A 22,247-nucleotide genomic window follows, 5' to 3' on the forward strand; every position below is an offset into this window, starting at 1 on the left:
TTTATTCTAACGAGAAACAAAAAATCTGTCATCAGTAATAGATAAAATCTATTACCAACAACAGATATTGTAGAACCATTTTCTTAACGCTGTGAAAAGCATCTCTAGTGTCATCCACGTTTCGTCAGAAAACCGTATATTTACTATCGCACAGTGGAAACGCGCCATTCAAGCCAGCTTTCTCCACGACACAGTGAAAATGCGCTCCGGCGACCCTGATCCTTACTACACAAAGTAAAAGCACCGACGATAAACAAAATACCTTCATCATCGGTGCTTTATCTTAGATTCCGGTTACATCTCTCCCTTATATAGTGGAAACGCGCTCCGACCAACTGATGCTAACTGAATAAAGGCGCCCCAATCAAAATCCAAAACCAGGATTTTAACGGGAATTTCTTATATAACCGCGTACTACTTTCTCCACAACACAGTGGAAACGCGCCATTCAAGCCAGCTTTCTCCGCTTAATAAAATAACGGTCAACAACGCAAGAAACGCGTTGTCAACCGTTATTCCATTAATGCTCAAAAGCTAACCGGCTTGAAGAGCACTCTATTTTTTAATACCAGCCATTTGCTTGCCAGAATGATTGAGCTGCTGACCATGAACCGTAACGACTTGCTACGTATTGGTTAGCGACCTTTTCCTGGTTTGCTGCTGAATAGTCACCATGAAGATATGAAGCTGATAATTGGTACTTACCTACATATTGCCCGTTACGTGCTGAATATGAACCGCCTGATTCTTTGTTGGCAATCCAAGCTTTAGCACTGCCGCCTGTTGAAGCAGCTGATGAGTAATTTGAAGTATTGTTGTTACTTGCATAATTACTTGATGCTTGAGTAGTTGTTGATGTTTGTGGTTGGCTGTATGAAGTTTGTGCCTGAGTGGTTGAAGCAGCTTGGTTCGTAGTGGATGTTGTTGCGGCTGCTGAATCATTTGCACCTGGAATAGTCAACTGTTGACCAACTGTAATCACATTTGCATCCGAAAGGCTGTTGGCGTTTTCGATTGCATCGACAGAGGTATTATATTGTTGTGAAATACCCCAAACTGTATCGCCGGACTTAACTGTAACTATTGTGGATGCTGAAGCATAAGCGGAACCTGCGAAGAATAAACCAATAGCTGCGGCTGAAGTTGCGAGAATCATAGATAGTACTTTTTTCAAAATTACACACTCCTATATCTGTGTTCTGTGTCTAGATTTTTTGTCGACCTCATCGATCAACAATACATAGTGTATAGTTACGGTGTTACTATGCAATATCGACAGTGTTAAGAAAAAAGGCCCGTGTGTAATTAATGTAATGGTTAGGTAACGTTTGTCAAAGAGCCCAATATAGAGGGTTTTTCCAAAGCGTTTTCAATGCGATTGGGTCAACTTTATGCAGCTTTTTCGGTTTTATTCAAATGTTTCAAACCAATGCCTGTGAAGCCACTCAGAATCGAAAATACTGGTGATGCCAGGCTAAATATCGCAAATGGCAGGTAATGAATCGTTGAAACGCCCAAAGTATTGGCTGCAAAAACGGCAGCAACTCCCCATGGAACCAGATAATTAATCACCGTTCCGCCATCTTCAAGCGCCCGACTCAGCGCAACGGGAGCAAGGCCAGCTTTGGTGAAGGTTGATTTAAACGCATTTCCAGGCAGAATTACCGACAAATACTGCTCGCCAACAAACAAATTGACCCCAATTCCACTCAAGATCACTGCTAAAATGAGTGACCCATTTGAACTCAATCGCTTTGATAATGGCTGCATCACTGCATCAATGATCCCAAATTTCATCAGCAAGCCCCCCAAGGCCAACGCCGAAATAATCAAGGCAATTGTCGCCATCATGCTCATGATGCCGCCCCGTGTCAGTAAGTTGTCCACGCTTTTGTTACCAGTATGGGAAACAAACCCATTGGTTAAAGTATCAACGATCGATTGAATCTTGGTGCCCGGCTTATCCACGTAAATCATCCCAACCGCCACGACAATGTTCATAAACAGCGTCGGGATTGCCGGAATTTTTCCCCAGGCACATAAAAACATCAATAGTATAGGAAGAAATGCCCAAGCCGTGATATTAAAATGAGCGCTTAAGACGTTAACAGTGTGATTAATCACGCGTTCGTCCAATTGCGCATTTGAACGCCCGATAATGAAGAAAACAATTAGCGAGGTCAAAAATGCCGGGATCGTCGACCACATCAAATTACGAATATGGCTAAATAGATCAGCCCCAACAACTGCCGATGCCAAATTGGTTGAATCAGACAATGGTGAGGTCTTATCGCCAAAAATTGCCCCAGAAATAACTGCCCCAGCGATCATCGCCGGATTGATGCCGAGCGTCAGCCCCATTCCAAGAAAGGCAATTCCAATCGTCGATACAACGGTAAATGCACTTCCAATCGCCGTTCCCACAATTGTACAGACTAGGAATACCGAGGGTAAAAACCATTCGGCACTAATCATATGGAAGCCAAACACCATCAGTGATGGGATCACTCCCGCTGCAATCCAGGAACTGATTAAAGCTCCAATCAAAATAAAAATAAACATCGGAATAATCCCGGTGGTAATCCCATTAATAATCCCTTGATTGACAGAATCCCACGAAAATCCCCGGGCTTTTGCCCAAACAATGAGTAATAAGATCACAAATAAAATGGGGATTTCTGGTGAAATTTGAAACTTAATCACGCTGATTCCCATAATAATTAGCATGCCCAGCAAGACAATAATGCCTTCAATCAATCCAATTCTGTTGTTTTGGTGCTTTATTTGCATTTTTAGTTCTCCTCAATTCATTTTTTAAGCACAAAAAATCCCCATCACACATAACATGTGACAGGGACGCGCGACCGTTGTACCACCCAAATTCAAGCCCCAAAAGGCTCCTCACTAGATGATATCGGTTCTAGTTATTATCCGGAATTCAACTTTACGTAATTCATAATGATACCCTGATCGATTCGCAGCACCCACCGACTTTCTGACGCCCAGATATCCTTACTACTGATTAATATGAAGTCATGATTCGAAATTAAGCTTCGGTATTACGAACGCCAAAGAACTCTTCAGGGTAATAAACCTTACCACCCTTGTTAAAGAGGCTGCCGTCAAATAATGGTTTGATCATATTGGCGTTGAGGTCAATTGATAATGATGAATAAATATCAAAATTATCAGCAGGCACATAATTATTCTTGAAGAAGAAGTCAGAATTATCAATCGCACTCACAGCAGGATAACCTGCTAACTGGGCTCTGGTTTCAAGTTCAGTCACCATTGCTTGGCCAATTCCTTGATCTTGATACTCGCTGCCCACGCTGATCTCAACGATCGAAACGATATCAAATGAATGCCATGGTGAGCTCACCTGAATCGGAATCATCAATGCGTGACCAATCACCTGATGATCTTGATCTTTGGCAACGACTTCAAAGTTATCCCAATACTCAGAGTATGATCGCAAACGGTCAACCATGTCCACCTCGTCACCATCAGTGTTCGGCATATCATTTTTGTAACTATCCGCAATAATCCCACGAACAGCCACATAATCATCTGGCCTAATTGTTTCTACTGAAAATTTCAAAACTTCATCTCACTATCTATCTTTTTATGGTTATTGTTATAATTGTAGCTGAACGATGTTCCAAATTCCAATTAGAAAGTTGGCAAATCATGTCCACTAAAGTCAAATTAATGCTTATTAGCATTCTAACATATTGTATCTTTGTATTCTTGGCAATCTTTATCGGGTTCTTATCGCCAGCCAAAATTGGCATCACGTGGACCGTCTTTTGGTATGTTGCAGCGGCAGGCATTGTATACTATCTCTGGTTCAAAAATTTGGTGTTCCAAAAAGTGATCTATTACGCCCGCCAGTTGAAGTTAACCCAAACCGATTTGGCAAAAATGCTGCCGAACTTAAAGGAAAGCCAAGTCGTCCCGGATCCCAATAAAGCCAACCTCATTGCCCCATTGTTCAACTTCCCACTGCAGGGGCTCGACATTTTAAATACCAAATTATCCAAACAGGCCGCAGAGCAAGGCATCAAGCCCTTTAAATAGCGTCAACTTCTTGGAGCTTCTTGTCAAAATATTTGGCAAGCTTTTCTTTCGGGTAAACCCCCGTGACCTTTTCGGCGGCCTTGCCATTTTTAAAGACGACCAGGCTGGGAACACTCAGCACATGATACTTTTCGGCGATGACTTGATTGCCATCTACGTTCATTTTTGCAAACTTAATTCTGTCCCCATAGGTTCTTTCAAGGTCAGCCAAGATTGGATCCAGAATTTTACATGGACCGCACCAAGGTGCCCAAAAATCGATGACGGTGAGCTTGTTGGCAACTTGGGTTTCTAAATTTTCAGGAGTTATCTGAACGCTCATGTTGGTTTTGCCGTCCTTTCCGTACATAGTGAATAATAAGGGTAATGATGACCGCCCCAATGACGATCAGGCCAAATACAGATGCTGGAATTTCGATATCAATCAATGGAATTGAGAGGAATAATTTCAAGGCAATAATCCCGATCAAAATATAGGCCATTGGCTGTAGTTCCGGAATAATTGCCATGAGTTTCATGATGACCTCCGCAACTCCCCGCATTGCCAAAATACCAATCATCCCACCAATCAACACAATAACCGGGTTGGGCGAAATGGCTAATGATGCCAACACAGAATCGATTGAGAACACCACATCCATGAATTCAATCTGGATGACAACTGACCAGAATAGTGACAAACCGGATTTAGATTTGCCGGCCAGCTTGTGGGTCCGGACAACTCGCGTCTTTCGAAAGAATGTGTAGACAAGATAAAAAAGGTACAGGGAGCCAATGACTTTGATTTCCCAAAAATGGATCATATACGTTCCGACCCCGATAATTAGGAAACGAAAGAGGTAAGCCCCCCATAACCCGTAAAATAATGACTTTTCTCGTTGAATTTTTGTTGGAAGCGCTTGCGTCTGCGCAGCAAGGACGACGGCATTATCAACTGATAGCAAACATTCGATTGTGACCAGTGACAAAATGATTAACCAGTCGTTGCCGCTTGTGATCACGGTCGACCAATTATGTGCATCAAAAAACGGGCCGTACAGATTCGAAACCCAATCCAACAATTTAGCATCCCTCCGAAGTATGTGTCTGTGTGGTTACTGGTTCCTTAGCTTTTATTCTACCATTTATAAAATGTGAGTGATATTAATATTCGTTTATTTTCAATCTGACAAATGGGTAATTTCGACTTATATTGTGGTGACTTTATCGATCGTTCTCGCTTAACTTCACTCATTTATCGCCTTCAAATCATATTGATACAACTGATGTTTTACAATAATATGATTCAATTTGTTAGCATAATGTGGATCGGTGGCATAGCCATTCTGTTGTAACAGATTCGTTGATGTGCGGTAGCTCATGATATTTTTATGCCTGATGAACTTTTCAGCAACCAAATGATTGTGATCCATCAATGCTGCCCTTAAGCTTGGATACTTTCTGAATTGAGCCAACACTTTGATCGATTTACCATGCTCGACTTCTCTCGTATAGAACGTCACTGATCGGCCATTGTAAGTGCCTTTCACCCCAAATGGGTTGTTAGCCGTCTTATACAGCAGTGACGTTCCAAACTGCGATTCCAGAATCGCCTGTGAAATCACCACGCTGGGTAAAATTTGCCGGTTTCTTCTATACAAGGCCATCGCCGGTGTGCCGATCTGGTCAATGAAGCTTTCCTTTTGCTGCTTGGAAAAATATTGAGTCGACTTTTTTGTCAAAGTTGGGATATTCCGCGTTTGCTGGCTTTGCTGAGATAAGTTGTTTCTAACCACCAATCCGCCCACGATGACCAAGACCGTAGCGAGTATTATTAAACTAACGTGCCAGCTCTTTTTCTGCAACTCAATTTCCCCTGTTCAAATCATCTTTTCCAATTATACATTAAATGTCGACAAATTGAATCCTATCTTTAACGTCAAAAAACTTGAGCTGATTGCTTGCCATTAATTCTGAGGTCAACTGGATTCTGACCACTGATTTGGCATGGTAGGACTGATAGTAATAATTCAAGCTCTCACAGCATACCGCTGCTCGGTACACCGAATATGTCGGCTGGTGTTCTTGGCTTTTGGGGACGTTAACTGAATCCAAAATATGCCAGCAATTATCAACTGCTTCATTTTCAGTTTGCGGCAAATCAATTCTTTCTTTGAGATAGGCTGCCCGAATGAATCGTGATCCGGGTGAATACGACCCAGGGGGAATCGACTTTCCAGAAACATTGCCAGTGGTCACTCTTGGCGCATTCAATGGAACAGCGTGATTCAAAAATGCCGGCGTAAAATCCAGATATCTTCCCAACCGCTCAATTTGCCGGTCAAAATGATGACTGTTTGTCAAAATTCCCAGCGGATTCTCAATGATTTCAATCGGTGAAGTCACCGGTTCGATCACAATACTTCTACCCGTGGAATCACAGGCGGCAAAATGCAATTCAGAGTGACCATATTTTTTTAAACTGTGTTTATCTGCCATCAATTCAATTTCTTCGATGTGATCAACAATGTCTTGGACGGAGCGGTAATTGGCCAATAAATAAAAGGACAACTCAAATGGTGCCAAATGAATTTTGCCTGCTCCAGGTTCGGTGACTAATTCACTTCCGTTGGTAAAGGTCAGCTTTTGAACCGCCAACCCACATTCATTAACGCCATCTGAGACGTCAATTTCCCGATCATGAGCACCACCGGACCCGATCAACGCGTACTTGGTTGTATACTGCTGGTCATCATAAATCGAATTCCAGACAAAATTTCTGGGGCAAAACACCGGTCGGGCGCCCAATCGTGGCCAATCCATCGTCCTTGCCAAAACGTGAGCACCGTCAGTTTGCCCGATTTGAAAAACACTTGTACACAATCGCTTCACCCCTCTCAACTTCATTTGAACCAAAATTCTTTGCGATTATTGCCATTTTCCGGCCCAAATCCACCGGAAACCTGTCGCGTTACCCGTTATAAAATGGTAAACTCTTAGTATATGAGCCTTTTCATACATACATATTAGGGGACGACTTAATGAAAGACACAATGATTAAATTACACAGGAATCGGTTATTCACGCTGTTAGTATGGCTGATTATTGTTTTTATTGCAATTATTTCCGCACCAAACATAACAGATGCCTTGCAATCATACAGTCAGCCGAGCTATGGTGCCAACTCTCAGCCAGCAAAAGCCAACCAGCTTCGCCAGCAATGGGGTTATCAACTTGGGGGAACCACCTCGGTTAATATTGTCTATCAGAATTCAACGGGCAAGATTACCAATTCGCAACAAGCCAAAATCGACAAGACAATTAATCAGCTCAAACAGCACAAATCCTATTACAGCATCAAGAAGATTGTCACGCCAAGCACAAACGTTGCCGGCAAAAATCAGATGCTCTCAAAGGACGGCTCCACTCAAATGGTTAGTTTGGACCTCAACGCCAATGGCAACACCCTCCGCGTTTTGACGAACGAACTTATCAGCCAAGTCAAAGTTCACGGGCTAAAGTCTTACGTTACCAGCCCTGAAATTATCCGTGATGTTAACAATCAAAAGAACTCTCAAGTCACTCAATTAGTTTTGATTGCGTTATTTATCGTATCAATGCTGATCGTTGGCATCTATTTCAGGTCGGTCTTTGCACCACTGATTTCATTTATCACCCTGTTCTCGGCGTTTGTGACTTCGTATAGTGTGTCACTGCACCTGTCGAAGCTATTTAATTTGCCATATTCACAATACGTGCCACTGGAAATTGGCATCGCAACTTTAACAATCGGCACGATTTGGAATATTTACATTTATCGTAAATTCCGCAGTGTCCTAGCGCTCCAGCGAGAAGGTGGTTATGCCACTACCCAGACAATTGCTGCGCTCAGATTCCCAATTACGGTGGTCGGTGGGGCCCTCGCCATCATCTTCTTTGCCTGTGACTTCGTTAACTACGACCAAATCCAATCGCTATGGGCCCTTGGAATTACTTACCTAGTTTTGATTCTGGCAACTATCACGTTGAACGCCGTTTTTACCGCTGCACTGGGCGAGAGTCTATTTTGGCCATCAAATGCGCCACTCACTGCCATGAAATCTCATTTTTGGTCCCGCGCAACCGAATTCTCACTCTGGCAGCCGATTGCCAGTTTCCTGGTGGTCCTTTACATTACCTTGCCATTCATTTATTTCTATCACAACAGCTTAAACTTCTCTCCAATGACCAACCTGACCCAAACCAATCAGGCCGTAAAGGGTGCTCAACTCCTCCAAGCTCATTTCTCGGCGGGCAAAGCAACCCCAATTACGATTTATTTGAAGAATGATCAGCCGTTGGATAACGAAAAATATCTCCAGCACATTGACGCGTTAACCAGCAAATTACAACACACGCAAGGCGTTAGTGCCGTTTATTCATTGACTCAACCAGGGGGCATGCCAATTGAGAAGTACTACGTCTCAAGTCAGCTCCAGTCAATTGGCCTCAATGCAAAACAGGCTACTGGTCAATTATCACAAGCTTCAAGTGGCATCCAAAATAGCAATAGCAGCCTTAACTTATCAGCCCTGAAGCAACAAGTAAAAGACATGTCCAAGCTAGTGAAGAAGAGTAATCAAGTCATCCGCGATAGCAGTAACCTCGCTTCTCAAGTGAGTCAGGCAGCTGCAAATTCCGGGGTTGCCGGTCGCCAAAGCGCCTCACGTCGAGTTCGGGCTTACCAAACAAAAATTAATGAGTTAAATCAATCGCTCCAAGCCGTTTCGTCAGGACTCAGTCAATTGAGTGCTGAAGGTCAGGTTATTCAAAACTATGGTCAAAACAGCTACAACAATCTACAGAATTACAGTCAACAGATTGATCAAGTCCAAAAGCAGTTAAAGAAGGTCAGTGGTCAGGTCCATTCGTCGACTTCTCAGCTGAATGACATTTACGATTACTTAAATGGCCTGCAACAATCTGGAGCTGCTAATGTTTACTATATTACCAAAGCTCAATTAACGGATACTGATTTCTTGCAAACCATGTTGAACTACACCAGTGCGAACAAAAAGATTACCACGCTCCAAGTGGTCATGAAAAATGCGCCATCGAGTGAGTCCAACATTAAACAAGTGCAGCGATTACAAAATCAGGTCAACCTGCAGCTTCGGGGAACTCCATTAGCCCATGATCAAGTTGCCATGACTGGTGAACCGGTGTCTCAAGCAATTAACCAATCTAAGTTGAGTCATCATTTCATGTCATTATTGGCAATCGTCATTATAGGGGTGATGGCGGCGGTCTTTATCGTTAGCCGTGCGATTCTTCAACCATTCTACTGGACCATCGCCTTCTTGATGTCGGCAGCCACTGGTTTTCAGCTTGCCTATATCACGATGCGATTTGTTACCAACGTCGATCAATTCGATTGGCAAGTGCCATTAATATCCGTCTCGATTCTGACAGCGATTGCGGCCTGGCAAATCATTGCCTTGGGATTGTCATTTAGATACACGGAGTTGTCGATGCTTGACTGGATTCGCCCGACCATGGCTAGTTACGGCAAGATTGTCAGATACATCATATTAGTTGCCGTTGGCTTGTCAATTGCGTTGACCTTTGGCGCCTCGTTTGCTCTGATCGAAATTGCCTTGATTGTCATTTACACGGTCTTCGTTTATTACCTTGTCTTACCATTGATCGTTTCATCCCTTGGTAAATTATCGGTCACCCTACCAAGTAAGAAGAATATGTTGAAAAATAAATAATCATAGTTACCCTTCTCAAGGAAGCTGAAAGCAAAATTGATCGTTTGCCTCGGCTTCTTTTTTGCTATTCTTAAGTTACAGAACTATGTAGATTTGAATCAGTCTGTCGTTCTGATTAAGGCGAGTCATCATTGCCAACCCGTTGAAATCTTGACTTGATTGATCCCAACAATTGGGCAGCTGCCGGTTATTGATTTGCTCACTGACCAACAAAATGGGTTATTTTACATTAATCCACCCGAAAACCAGTCAAAGTTGTGGCGACCAGTCGGCTAGTTTGTCATATTAATTGAAACTGATTATTCCCGTCATTATAACGTTTAAGAGCGTTCAATTTGCAATATCACAATGAATGTTTCATTCCTTAAGTTTCTTTTAACTGCATTGCAAATTGTTTGTTACACGATTGCAACAATCTCTTGTTAAAGTATTCACTGTACATTGATAGGAGTTGTTGAAGAAAAATGAAATTACATAAACAAATTATTTTAAGTTTAGTTGCATTCTTTGCACTATTAACAGCAGGATTTGGCACTGCATCAGCATCAAAAGCTGATACAGATGCTTCTTACTCACAACTTTACCAAGTTGCAAAGCAAAACCTTGGTAAGCCATATTCGTACGGTGCTACTGGTCCTTCATCATTTGATTGCTCAGGATTCACCAGCTATGTTTACAAGAAGGGCGCTAATGTTACCCTTCCTCGTACCGCTCAAGCACAATATAATGCCGGCCAGAAAGTTTCATACAAGAACCTTCAAAAAGGTGATTTGGTATTCTTTGGCTGGAACGCATCAGCAATTTCTCACGTTGGTTTGTACGTCGGTAATGGTAAAATGATCGATGCTCAAAACCGCGGTGTGATTACTGAAGCCGTTAAAGCACCATGGTGGAACTACGTTGGATCAGCTCACGTAACTGATTTCGATTAACCTTCACTCGTTACATCCAACAATTCAATAACTATCAATCACATAAAATTTCAAAGAACTGGGAACGATTTCCAGTTCTTTTTTCTTTGACTAAAATCATAGCCTTTACAGTAAGGACCGGTCCTATGCCAGAATCACAATCCAATTCAAATATGACAGACGTTGGTGATTACCTCAAGCTCTTCGCCTGCACGGCTGTCATGCTCCAAACCATTCTTGTATTTGCCTTGACCACCCATCCAAGTAACCAAGTCCAGATCGGCATTGGGGTCGCGTACAATCTGGTTAAATTCACTGCACCAGCATTTATCTTCGGAATTTTGTACACCACCATTCGGACAAGTTCGGCCAGCCCGGACTATCGCACTTACTTGAATACCCAGTGGCATGCGTTATTGATCCCGACCATTTGGTGGACAAGCATCTATCTATTGATGATGCCTGGGGTGCAGCAAGTCGACCACTATCAAACTCTCGGTCAATTTATCTGGCAGTTCATTAATGGCAATGCGGCTCCTCACCTCTGGTACAATACGATGATGCTACAGTTCATTGTGCTGATGCCATTATTTTTGCAGCTGGTGAAGTGGTGCCAAGCGAATCCATATGGGGGCCTCATCGCCCTGTCAGTGACCGCCCTTGTTTATTTTGGGTGGTTATGGCTGTACGATCGGCTCGTCTTTCATGGTCCCTATATGACTCACTGGTACTTGCTGGATCGGTTCTTTCTAAGCTTTATCATTTATGGTATCGGTGGCACCCTCACGTGGCACTATCACCATCTAGTTGCCCAATTTTTGCAGCACTACTGGTTATTGTTGTTAGGAGTTGCTTGTGGCAGCTTCTACTGGATCAACCTCGAACTGTTTCACTTTGGCCTACCTGTAAAATTAACCAACGCTATTTATTACAAACCTTCAATGACTATTTATGATTTGACGATTATTTTGTTAATTTTGGCAATCGCCTTTCACCAAATTAGGCAACGGCTGGCAATCACTCGAGTCGTTCACTATCTGGCAGGTTTTGCCTATAAAGCATTTCTCTCTAATGTTTTTTGGCAGCAAATTTATTGGCTCAGCTTTGGCAAAACGTTGGTCACTAGAAATCCAATTGTCGGAATGATTGTGATTTACATCGGCACTTGGATACTGTCATTTGGTTCGGCGATTGGCATTCATTTTGGGTGGCAGCGGCTCCTCACTTGGATTAAAAAGATTGGTATTCCACTCTAAAAACAAAAAAACACACTCGATTTCTCAAGTGTGTCAACTGATATGAAGATTTGAATGATGGCGGTCAAGCTTTTCCATTTGTCGATGCTTAATGCCGACTTCCACAAATGGCTCGCCATATGTGTGAAAACCCAATGTCTGATAGAAACCAACTGCAGTTTCCTGGGCTCCCAGATAGAAACGGGAGACTTGCGCGAATCGCTTATCATTCAAGATGTACTGTAATAATTGTTTGGCATAACCCTTATGCCGGAACTCTTTTTCGGTTGCCACCCGTTGGATATGGACACCCTCATCAGTTACCGTCGTTCGTGCGGTTGCCACCGGTTGACCATCTACATAAGCAACAAAGTGCACCGCCTGCGAATCAGTACCATCGAATTCATCATGTTCATCGATGCCCTGCTCACCTACAAATACATGGTGGCGAATGGTTCGGGCATCGTGATATATGTCATCAAGTTGATCTGTTTCTTTAAATTTCAAAATGTACCTACCTAGTGAATTAGTTTTGCAAATACTTATAAAATATGTGTGGTGAACGGGCTGGGCGGCAATCAAAATCAAGGGTGATTCTGGATGTTAAACTCACATCGTAAAACTGCCACGAGAAAAACGAATGCATTAATGACACAAATTACAGCCTGCTTTCTCGTACATTATTCATTATACGCCGTAACCTTCACGTTATCACCATCAAATGCCAACTTCGTTAAACTTCCATTAGCTGGCCGCTTGGTAATGTCATATTTGCCTTCACCATAACGCTCGACGACACTCAATAAGGTATTGCCGTGGCTGATCAACAAGATATTATCGCCATCTTTGATCGTTGGATTATTTTTGATGAGATCAAATCCCTGATTCAACCGTTGCCAGTATTCATCGTTATTCTCAGCTTGATGGAAGGGGTCTGCCGCCTTCAAATAATCTTTAGCTTGACCGATCGAATATTTCTCCACGATATCTTTAAACGTGGTCAGGCCATGAGGCGCACCCGCTAGATACCAAGATTGATCCATGTCATTTCCTTCAAAATAACCGTAAAACTCCTCCCGAAAAAACATCGACGTCGTTGGCTGCTTGACATCGGAAACCTGATTTTTCTCTAAAATAACCCTCGCAGTCTCCTCGGCTCTAGTGGTATCACTGCAGTATGCAGCCGCAAATTTTGTATTTTTAAGCTTCTCACCGGTATCAACCGCATTTTGCATCCCCTTATCGGTGAGTGGTGAATTACTCCACCCTTGTAACTTATTATAAATATTGAAATAGGTTTGCCCATGACGAACCATATACAACGTAAACTTACTCATCCTGACACTTCCTTTACGCTTGATGCCTCAAGTATAAGAATTTTTTCATACAGTTACAACAAATCATTTTAAGATTTAGGCAAAATCCCGATTATTTCCTTAATTTTGGAAAAATATTTGATAAGATAAAATAAACAATAATATTAAGGAGCAGAAGGTTTGAAATTCGTTAATAAGATTCTTGAGAAAAGTAGCACCCGTAAAGGATTCCTCATTCTACTAGTCGTTTGTTTCTGGCTCAAGACAATGTTGGCTTATTTCGCTGACTTTAAATTGGGGATCGGCAATCCCTTTCAATTCTTGATCGTCTTGATTAACCCCTTAGCCACAACTGGTTTATTGATTGGGATTGCCCTTTACTTCAAACGGGCTCGGTTCTTTTATCCGATTGCCCTATTAATTTCAATACTCGACACAGTTTTACTTTACTTAAACGTCATTTATTTCCGAGAATTTACCGATTTCATGACCGTCAGCACCATGACCGGCTACTCCAAAGTCAATCAGGGACTCAGTGGCAGTTCATGGGCGCTCACTAACATTCACGATATCTTCTACTGGATTGATATTGTCATCATCGTCTTACTGCTGGTCTTTAAGAAAATCAAGATCGACCAACGGCCACTTAACCGCCGAATTGGGCTTGCAGTGACGTCTTTTTGTATGCTCTTTTTTACGATTAACCTTTCACTGGCAGAAATGGATCGACCGCAGTTGCTCACTCGGACATTTGACCGAACCTACATCGTCAAATACCTGGGATTAGATGCCTTCACGGTTTATGATGGCATGAAGTCACAGCACAACAACGACCTGCGCGCAACCGCCACCAAATCCGAACTAGATGACGTCCTCAAATTTACCCGCGCTCACTATGCGAAACCCAATAAAAAATATTATGGAATTGCCAAGGGAAAGAACGTCATTTACATTCATTTGGAAAGTTTCCAGCAATTCTTAATTGGCCAAAAGATCAATGGCAAGGAAGTTACGCCATTTTTAAATAAATTATATCGGAGTCACTCTTCATATGCGTTCAAGAACTTCTTCCATCAAGTTGGTCAAGGAAAAACGTCCGATGCCGAAAATATGCTGGAAACCAGCACTTATGGCCTGCCCCAGGGGTCGCTTTTTGCCCAACTTGGTAGCGACAACACCTTTCAGGCTGCGCCGGCAATTCTGAAGCAACGGCGTGATTACACGAGTGCTGTTTTCCACGGGAACATTGCCAGTTTTTGGAATCGAAACAACGTTTATAAGAACATGGGTTACCAATACTTCTTTGATGCCAGTTACTATGATACATCTGGCGACCGCTCGTTGGGATATGGCTTGAAAGATAAGCTGTTATTCAGGGATTCCGTGCAATACTTGCAAAATCTCCAACAGCCTTTCTACGTCAAATATCTCACGGTTACCAATCACTTCCCATTTGACCTTGATAAGGAAGATACCAACTTCAAGACCACCAACACTGGCGATGACGTGGTCGATAACTACTTCTTAACCGCCCACTATCTGGATCAAGCCGTCCACGAATTTTATAATTACCTGCGTAAGAGCGGTTTACTGAAGCATTCCGTCATTGTGCTTTACGGGGACCACTACGGAATTTCTGATTCTGAGAACCAGAACCTCGCCAAAGCAATCCACCGGAATGCAGATGATTGGGACGATTTTGACAACGCTCAACTTCAGCGGGTTCCACTGATCATCAACATCCCTGGCCGAAAAGACGGGTACGTTTCTAACAAGTATGCCGGCGAAATTGACGTTCTGCCAACGCTGATGCATTTACTCGGGGTCAGCACCAAGCGGTACGTTCAATTTGGCACCGACATTTTCTCAAAGCAGCATGATCAAGTCGTGGCATTCAGAAATCAGGACTGGGTCAGCCCCACCTTCACTTCAATTGGCGGCGATATCTACTCAAACAAGACGGGCCAATTGCTGAAGCTGACCAAGCAACAGGCAGCGCAAGTGAAGAAAAACAAGAAACGAGTCCAAACCGAGTTATCTCTTTCCGATTCGCTCAACGAGAAGAACCTGCTGCGCTTCTACCATCCAAAGGGCTTCGAAAGTATCGATCCCCGGAAATATAATTACGCTGATGGCTATCAAAAAGAGAAGAAGATTGAAGAGAAGCGTGGCAAGAAATCGACGAGCTTGTATTCTGAAAATGGTGACAAGTCAACGATTCATGAATACTTTACCGATGCGCCTGAGATTCACCATAAATCAAGCGATACCAACCGGATTAAGATTACCAATCCGGATGCAACGAACAACGACAGCAGCCGTTAGTAAGTCCACCAAAGTTTAAGGGAGCAAAAAGCATCTAGCTGGCTGATCGCGGATTAAGTGCGGGGAATTGTTCACTTTTAGGGGGAGTTGACAATATGAAACGCGGCATTCAAAAACTGGATATTCTGCTCTATAATGTGCTGGTTGCGGCTTTGGCATTGGTATCCTTTGCAATGGCCATCTTCGCCCTTAACGACACGATTACGCTGCATCACGGGCCATATCGAATCGCCTTCATGCTGATTTGGCTGTTCTTCCTAATGGATTATGTCATCCGGTTTTTCCGAGCCAAATCCAAAAAAGACTTTTTAATTTCAAATTTGTTCGACTTAATTGCGTTAATCCCGTCGCATCCGATCTTCGTATTTTTCCGGATTGCGCGTCTCTATTCAATCGTGAGGTATTACAACCTGCTTTGGAAATTTGGCCTTTCTGGGAAGTTTACTCGGGCTCTGCATCGTTTTTTGTACGACACTGGCTTCATCTACCTATTGTCAATCAGTTTGGTTATCCTCATCTTTAGCTCGCTGATTTTTGCTTCGTTTGAGCACGATTCGCTCCAAAATTCACTTTGGTGGGCAATTACTACAGCGACGACCGTTGGTTACGGTGACGTGACCCCTAAGACCGACGGTGGCAAGATTGTCGCTGCTGTCCTCATGCTTGGTGGGATTGGCTTTCTTGGTTTATTAACCTCAACGATTACCGATTTCTTCACGAACGAGGACAAGCAGGATGAACAAACGCAGACTCTAAAGCAGCTCTCCCGGCAGGTTGCCCGCCTTTCCAAGCAAGTGGATCAGCTGGAGAAACACTTAAAGGCTGAGAAAGCGGGTCAGCCAGAACACCACGCCACTAAAAAGCATAAACAAAAATAGTGAGATCAACGATTTGATCCTACAACATAAGCGAAAACGGCAATGCATTCCCAGAAACAGAATGCATTGCCGTTTTCGCTTATGTGGCCCGGGTCAGTCGTTTGACGCAAGTTTTTATCAATTACTAATGTCTCAACATCTGATTGATTTATCTTAATTTAACTGACGCTGCTGATTGTAGGCCTTCAGTGCTTGACCAGTTCGTGATGCTGCTTCAGCCTGTGCTTTCTCAGGAATTCCGGCATATAAAATCTCACCACCATAAATTCCGGCATTTGGGCCGACGTCAATCAACCAGTCTGCCTTGCTGATAACCTCCAAGTTGTGTTCAACAATAATGAGCGTATTTCCGGCCGCCACCAGTTCGTCAAACAGTTTGATCAACTTGGCAACATCCTTCATGTGCAAGCCGGCAGTTGGCTCATCCAATAAATAAATCGTGCCGGTTTTGTTCAGTTGAACCGCTAACTTAAGTCGTTGCAGCTCACCACCAGACAGTGTCGTCAATGGCTGGCCCAACGTCAGATAGTCCAAACCAACTTTTTGCATGTTCACTAACTTATGATCGATTTCTTTAGTATCCTTAAAGAACGCAATTGCCATTTCAATCGGCAGGTTGAGGACTTCGCTGATATTCTTACCATGATACAAATGGCTTAAGGCTTCGTCATTGTAACGTTTTCCATGGCACATTTCACATTCCTGAGCCACTGGATCCATGAACGCCATATTGGTAATTGTCACGCCCTTGCCCTTACAGCGCGGACAGGCACCTTTACCGTTGTAACTAAATAAACTGGTCGACGCGCCACTTGCCTTAGCAAATTCTTTGCGGATATCATCCAAAATGTCCAAATAAGTCACTGGCGTTGATCGAATATTGGTGCCAATCGCCCCTTGAGCCAAATCAATAAAGGGTTCCTTTAACTTTGGTCTTAACGCGTCAACTAACGAACTCTTACCAGAACCAGCCACACCGGAAATAACTGTTTCAACGCCAAGTGGAATCGCCACGCTGACATCTTTTAAATTATGCGTCTGGACGTGCTTCAATGAAATCTTTTCGTCAAATTGGCGGGGTGTCCGATAAGTGAGTGGTCGTTTGAGGTAGTCACCCGTCATCGTATTTGAATTAAGCAATTCCTCGTAAGTTCCGGTGAAAGTGACTTGACCGCCACCCTTACCGGCTTTGGGACCAATTTCAACCACGTAATCGGCAATCGGAATCAGTTCGGGATTATGTTCGACAACTAGAATGGTGTTGCCCTTGTCCTTTAAATTAATCAAAGCATTTTTAATGAGTTGAATATCATGTGGATGCAGGCCAACACTGGGTTCATCAAGAATATAAACCATGTCGACCAAGTCACTGGTCAGGAATTTGGCGATTTTAATCCGTTGCGTTTCTCCGCCTGACAGCGTTTCGGTACTTCGATCCAGTGTCAGGTAACCCAAGCCAATATCGATCAGCGATTGGATTTTCGTGCCGACTTCACGGATCACGTCAGTTACTAACGGCACATCAATGTCATGCAGAAATTTCAGTGCATGAACAAGATCCATCGATAAGACGTCGGCAATACTGAGACCGTTAATCTTACATGTCAATACTTCTGGCCGCAATCTGGTTCCATGACAATCAGGACAAGGACGCCGGGTCACAATTTTGGCCAGTGCCTCCTTATGATGCTGCGCTTCTTTCTTGCCAATAATTGACCGCCGAATTCGGGGGATCACCCCTTCATACAAGGCTGTCCGGGGCCATTTAGCAGGAGCCCCCTTTAATTGCTGCTGGGGGGCATTCATTAGCATATTCATTTCGTGATCGCTATAGTCTTTGATTGGCTTATCATTATCAAACAGGCCGCTATTCACGTACCGGCGCCAACGCCAGGTGTTCGGCCCAAAGCTGACGAAGGTGATCGCGCCTTGATTCAAGGATTTGTTGGGGTCAATGAGTGCCTTGGAATCGATATCGTCGACGTAGCCCAACCCTTGACAAGTTTGACACATCCCTTGGGGTAAATTGAATGAAAATGTATCCGAGTATCCCACAAATGGTTGTCCTGCCCGGGAAAATAATAACCGCAACAGGGAATAAATCCCGGTGTAGGTTGAAAGCGCCGACCGGGCATTCTTCCCAATTCGCTTTTGTTCAATCACAATTGCCACGGGCAAGTGATCGATCCGCTTAACGTGCGGCTGACCATATTTAGGTAGATATTGTTGGGTAAAACTGGGGAAGGTTTCATTCAATTCTCGCCGAGACGCAGCCGCAATCGTGTCAAAAACGAGTGAGGACTTCCCAGATCCAGACAGGCCGGCGAAAACCGTAATTTTATACTTTGGAATTGTTAAATTAATGTGTTTTAAATTATTCTGATGAGCATCATTAACTTCGATGGCACCGCGTTCAAACATGTGGGGTCCTCCTTTTGACTGTTTGCATTATTGTGATTTGACAAGATTGGCCAGGCATGTTCACCTCAGAATGACAGCTCCCAATTCTGTTTGGATCCATTCTATGATTACCTAGATCAATGCCACTTAGCATGTTCACTGATTGAGGTACTATGAACCGGCCCCCGTCTGTCCGGATAAATGTGCTTCATTGCGGCATTGACCGCAATTGGCGCTTCTCCTAGGGCGGTTGCGATCAATGGTTGCTTGCCGTCATACTTTGAGACATCGCCGATCGCATAAATGTTATCCTGATCAGTCAACGCATTGGTTGCCACTTTAACCGTCCCATGATCCGTTTCCGGGTGAACTGTCCAACCATTTAGCGCATCGTCTTGAGCGATGAAGCCATAGTTGACAACCAAGTCATCCACCACGAGGTCTTTCATCTCTTCAGTTTTCATCTTCTTAGCAGAAACTTTCACCCGGCCATCAGCTTGCTGAGTGAGCTTTTGAATCAAATAGGGAGTAACCAGTTCAATTGACGACTGCACCAGTTGGGTTACACTGTGTTCCATTGCCCTGAACTTGTCGCGACGATGCAACAAATAAACCTTCTTGGCAACTGAATTCAGCAGCAAGGCTTCATCAATCGCTGCATCTCCACCTCCGGCAACCAAAACTTCGTGATCGCGGAAATGCGCCAAGTTCTTCACACTATAAAACAAGCTCTTGCCTTCGAATTGTTCGCCGTTATCCACTGCTAATTTACGTGGGTTAAAGGCGCCCACTCCGGTCGCAATGATAATCGCTTTAGTTTTACTCGTCCCTCGATTAGTGGTGATCTGGTAACCTTCATCGATTTTATCGACATCCGTCACCGTTTGATTGAGCTTAATGTCTGTATCAGCCTGTTTAAGCTGTTTATCCAGTTCCGCGACCAAATTTCTGGCCTTGATGTTTGGATAGCCGCCGACGTCCAAAATTGTCTTCTCAGGGTACAATGCACTCACCTGACCACCCAATTCGGACAAGCTTTCAATAATTTGGGTCTTCGCATCCCTTAACCCAGCATAAAATCCGGCAAACATTCCGGCGGGCCCGCCGCCAATTATTGTAATATCATAAATTGAATCTTTTGTTGCCATGAGAATCCTCCTAGCGCTTTTTTACAAGCTGTTTCTTCTTTGTCCGATGAATCACGATTTGTTGACCTTGCAGGGTTTTGACCTCTCGCAGGCCAGCATCGATCATCACAAAAATTAAAAACCAACCAATAATAACATCAATCAATTCCTGCAACAATGAAATATCAATTCCAGTGTTTGGAATATCCCAATCCCAGAATGTATGAAGGCAAATTGCGATTATGAAGAAGATAAGAAATCTGGGTTTGGTGAAAAAATCTGTCATCGTAAATTGATGCTTTCGTTGTTTCCCCAGAATAATTGCGCCACCAATGATCGCTGCCCAAATTGTGTGCGTCCCAATTGCTTGGAAACTGCGGGTAAAAATCGTTGCCAGCCCATATTCACTGACGTAACCGGAACTTTCAAACACTGAGAAGCCAGCACCGATTGCTGCCCCAATCAAAACACCATTAAAAATATAGTTTAATTTGTACATATTGATAAAAATAATGATTACAATACATTTTGCCAGTTCCTCAGTAATTCCCACAATCAACGCAGATTCGATGCTGACCTCAGTTCGAATCGGCAATAGCATATAGAAGGTCATCGTCACCAGTAGTGAGAGGATGCCACCCACCAAAAAGGTTGTGAACAACTCCAATACCGAAATATTTTGATAGACATTAATTTCAAAAAACATCATCATCAATGAAAACGGGACGGCCAACGACCCAATAAAAATGAGTCCGGGGATTGCCTTATTACTCTTAAATAAAAATAATAGCAGAATCAACATGACAAAGCTCGCTGCCAAAACCGCGAATACCCGTGAAAAGAACCACGGCTTCACCGGTCGGCTGGAAACTTTTCGAAGACTGGGCGTTGTTTTACGGGTCCCCACAATAAATAGTCGGTCGGCTTCATCCTTTGAATGGCGCTTAAAAACGTCTGAAAACATCCGTGACAGATGAATCTCAACCGGGCTGTTGGCGTCAGTCTCGCCCAAATGTTTGGCAATGTTATCATCCAAATTGTCATAGTTCCGCCGGACACCTGTCCAAACCAGCGAAAAAAAGTTACTCCCAATTTTTTTCATAATTCACTCCTATTTATTGATACCATTAAGCGTAACTTACAAATTAATTGGTTTCAAGACTCCGCCGGCAATTGAGTTATGCATGGATTTCGAGTATGATGGGGTAAAGGGTTTTCATCCTTGATCATACACGAACGGAGGTAGTTTCTTAATGGCCCAGAAAAAAATGATTCTTGACCTTGATACTGGTATCGATGACGCAATGGCGATTGCCTATGCAGTCGCTGATCCAGACGTTGACTTGATTGGTATTATTGGTTCTTATGGTAATGTTTACGTTGAAGACGGTGTTCAAAATTCACTCAAGATTTTGGAACTGCTCGGTGCTACAGACGTACCGGTTTACCAAGGCTTGTCACACTCATCAGAATCAGATCACTTCGACAGAATGCCGGTCAGTGCTCAAATTCATGGTGAAAATGGAATCGGTGAAGTTCAATTGCCAGATCCAACTCGCCAGCCAGAAAAGGGCGATGCAATTGATTTCTTCATCAATGCCGTTAAGCAATATGGTAAAGACCTCATCTTAGTGCCAACTGGTCCATTAACAAACTTGGACGCTGCGATTAAGAAGGCTCCGGAAATTGCCAATGAAATCGGTAACGTCACCATCATGGGCGGTGCTGTGACCGTTCCAGGAAATGTTACCAACGTTGCCGAGGCCAATATCCAACAGGATGCTTCAGCCGCCAACAATGTTTTCCGCAAGGTTCCCCTCACCCAGGTTGGTTTGGATGTTACCTTGAGAACCTTGTTAACTAAAAAGGAAACGCAACAATGGCGCGATTTACACACCAAATCAGGTGAAGCGTTTGCCGATATTGTTGATTACTATATCAAAGCTTATGAAGTTACCAGCCCAGACCTCCATGGTTGTGCCCTGCATGATCCATTTGCGGTAGGAGTTGCGATCAACCCCGACTTTGTTCAGACAATCGGATTGAATATGTATGTCACGACTGACGAAAAGTATTATGGGCGAACAATAGGTGACCCTGCTCGTTTGGATGATCCGAATACAAATGTTAAAGTCGCTGTGAATGCGGATGTTGATGCTTATCTAAAAGCTTTCATGGATCACTTAACGAACTTATTTAAGCAAAACTAGCGGTCAAGCATAACGCTCAACCAAAAAGAATCC

The 22,247-nt window shown here is 43.4% G+C and carries 19 protein-coding genes; 7 read left to right on the forward strand and 12 right to left on the reverse strand.

From position 1 onward, the window contains the following. Positions 1 to 562: 562 nt before the first annotated feature. The 3 genes from apf to QUF07_RS05230 all read right to left on the reverse strand — a co-directional run bounded on the left by apf (position 563) and on the right by QUF07_RS05230 (position 3,601). Positions 563 to 1,156 carry an aggregation-promoting factor gene (gene apf / locus QUF07_RS05220; RefSeq protein ID WP_054747319.1) on the reverse strand — a complete coding sequence of 198 codons (594 nt, stop codon included), beginning with the start codon at positions 1,154 to 1,156 and terminating at the stop codon, positions 563 to 565. A gap of 233 nt (positions 1,157 to 1,389) precedes the next feature. After that, entirely contained in the window at positions 1,390 to 2,790 is a 1,401-nt protein-coding gene (gene nhaC, locus QUF07_RS05225) for a Na+/H+ antiporter NhaC (RefSeq protein WP_217165305.1), read from the reverse strand. A 256-nt stretch (positions 2,791 to 3,046) separates the two neighbouring features. Further along, on the reverse strand, positions 3,047 to 3,601 hold the full coding sequence (locus QUF07_RS05230; RefSeq protein WP_289426927.1) for a GNAT family N-acetyltransferase: 555 nt from the start codon (positions 3,599 to 3,601) through the stop codon (positions 3,047 to 3,049). A gap of 89 nt (positions 3,602 to 3,690) precedes the next feature. Here QUF07_RS05230 and QUF07_RS05235 point away from each other — a divergent pair, with 89 nt between their 5' ends. After that, the gene (locus tag QUF07_RS05235; RefSeq protein WP_217341495.1) at positions 3,691 to 4,080 is read left to right on the forward strand and encodes a hypothetical protein; all 390 of its coding nucleotides are present in this window, start codon (positions 3,691 to 3,693) and stop codon (positions 4,078 to 4,080) included. Here QUF07_RS05235 and trxA read toward each other — a convergent pair. The 4 genes from trxA to QUF07_RS05255 all read right to left on the reverse strand — a co-directional run bounded on the left by trxA (position 4,073) and on the right by QUF07_RS05255 (position 6,942). Continuing rightward, positions 4,073 to 4,402, reverse strand: a complete 330-nt coding sequence (gene trxA / locus QUF07_RS05240) for a thioredoxin (protein WP_217164845.1) — start codon at positions 4,400 to 4,402, stop codon at positions 4,073 to 4,075. The two genes, QUF07_RS05235 and trxA, sit on opposite strands and share 8 nt — an antisense overlap. Next, on the reverse strand, positions 4,380 to 5,138 hold the full coding sequence (locus QUF07_RS05245; RefSeq protein ID WP_289426943.1) for a TerC family protein: 759 nt from the start codon (positions 5,136 to 5,138) through the stop codon (positions 4,380 to 4,382). Before QUF07_RS05245 ends, trxA begins: the two co-directional genes overlap by 23 nt. A 168-nt stretch (positions 5,139 to 5,306) precedes the next feature. After that, complete coding sequence (locus tag QUF07_RS05250) at positions 5,307 to 5,924, reverse strand: glycoside hydrolase family 73 protein (protein ID WP_289426928.1); 618 nt, start codon at positions 5,922 to 5,924, stop codon at positions 5,307 to 5,309. A gap of 40 nt (positions 5,925 to 5,964) precedes the next feature. Then, on the reverse strand, positions 5,965 to 6,942 hold the full coding sequence (locus QUF07_RS05255; protein WP_289426929.1) for a linear amide C-N hydrolase: 978 nt from the start codon (positions 6,940 to 6,942) through the stop codon (positions 5,965 to 5,967). Between the two features lie 158 nt (positions 6,943 to 7,100). Between QUF07_RS05255 and QUF07_RS05260 the strand changes: the two genes are divergently transcribed. From QUF07_RS05260 to QUF07_RS05270, 3 genes are all read left to right on the forward strand, one after another. Continuing rightward, entirely contained in the window at positions 7,101 to 9,812 is a 2,712-nt protein-coding gene (locus tag QUF07_RS05260) for an MMPL family transporter (protein WP_289426930.1), read from the forward strand. 464 nt (positions 9,813 to 10,276) lie between these two features. Further along, positions 10,277 to 10,744: a C40 family peptidase gene (locus QUF07_RS05265; RefSeq protein WP_054747311.1), complete on the forward strand. Its 468-nt coding sequence runs from the start codon at positions 10,277 to 10,279 to the stop codon at positions 10,742 to 10,744. A gap of 125 nt (positions 10,745 to 10,869) precedes the next feature. Beyond that, on the forward strand, positions 10,870 to 11,979 hold the full coding sequence (locus QUF07_RS05270; protein WP_289426931.1) for an acyltransferase family protein: 1,110 nt from the start codon (positions 10,870 to 10,872) through the stop codon (positions 11,977 to 11,979). Positions 11,980 to 12,012: 33 nt separating this feature from the next. Here QUF07_RS05270 and QUF07_RS05275 read toward each other — a convergent pair whose 3' ends face one another. Further along, positions 12,013 to 12,465, reverse strand: a complete 453-nt coding sequence (locus tag QUF07_RS05275; protein ID WP_054747309.1) for a GNAT family N-acetyltransferase — start codon at positions 12,463 to 12,465, stop codon at positions 12,013 to 12,015. A 173-nt stretch (positions 12,466 to 12,638) separates the two neighbouring features. Next, positions 12,639 to 13,295, reverse strand: coding sequence for a histidine phosphatase family protein (locus tag QUF07_RS05280; RefSeq protein ID WP_289426932.1), 657 nt, complete (start codon positions 13,293 to 13,295; stop codon positions 12,639 to 12,641). Positions 13,296 to 13,454: 159 nt separating this feature from the next. Here QUF07_RS05280 and QUF07_RS05285 point away from each other — a divergent pair, with 159 nt between their 5' ends. Together QUF07_RS05285 and QUF07_RS05290 are read left to right on the forward strand one after the other, a co-directional pair. After that, the gene (locus QUF07_RS05285) at positions 13,455 to 15,599 is read left to right on the forward strand and encodes an LTA synthase family protein (protein WP_217341491.1); all 2,145 of its coding nucleotides are present in this window, start codon (positions 13,455 to 13,457) and stop codon (positions 15,597 to 15,599) included. Between the two features lie 95 nt (positions 15,600 to 15,694). After that, a complete protein-coding gene (locus tag QUF07_RS05290; protein WP_217164831.1) occupies positions 15,695 to 16,477 on the forward strand; it encodes a potassium channel family protein in 783 nt (260 codons plus the stop codon). Positions 16,478 to 16,630: 153 nt separating this feature from the next. On the opposite strand, the gene QUF07_RS05295 is transcribed toward QUF07_RS05290, so the two are convergent. The 3 genes from QUF07_RS05295 to QUF07_RS05305 all read right to left on the reverse strand — a co-directional run bounded on the left by QUF07_RS05295 (position 16,631) and on the right by QUF07_RS05305 (position 21,106). Next, positions 16,631 to 18,898, reverse strand: coding sequence for an ATP-binding cassette domain-containing protein (locus QUF07_RS05295; RefSeq protein ID WP_289426933.1), 2,268 nt, complete (start codon positions 18,896 to 18,898; stop codon positions 16,631 to 16,633). 116 nt (positions 18,899 to 19,014) lie between these two features. Beyond that, positions 19,015 to 20,025, reverse strand: a complete 1,011-nt coding sequence (locus QUF07_RS05300) for an NAD(P)/FAD-dependent oxidoreductase (protein WP_289426934.1) — start codon at positions 20,023 to 20,025, stop codon at positions 19,015 to 19,017. A 10-nt stretch (positions 20,026 to 20,035) separates the two neighbouring features. Further along, the gene (locus tag QUF07_RS05305; RefSeq protein WP_289426935.1) at positions 20,036 to 21,106 is read right to left on the reverse strand and encodes a PrsW family intramembrane metalloprotease; all 1,071 of its coding nucleotides are present in this window, start codon (positions 21,104 to 21,106) and stop codon (positions 20,036 to 20,038) included. 151 nt (positions 21,107 to 21,257) lie between these two features. On the opposite strand from QUF07_RS05305, the gene QUF07_RS05310 reads away from it, so the two are divergent. Next, entirely contained in the window at positions 21,258 to 22,214 is a 957-nt protein-coding gene (locus QUF07_RS05310) for a nucleoside hydrolase (RefSeq protein WP_217162434.1), read from the forward strand. The last annotated feature ends 33 nt before the right edge of the window (positions 22,215 to 22,247 follow it).

The organism is Lentilactobacillus sp. TOM.63 (assembly GCF_030361045.1).
GTDB classification, from domain to species: Bacteria; Bacillota; Bacilli; order Lactobacillales; family Lactobacillaceae; genus Lentilactobacillus; species Lentilactobacillus dabitei.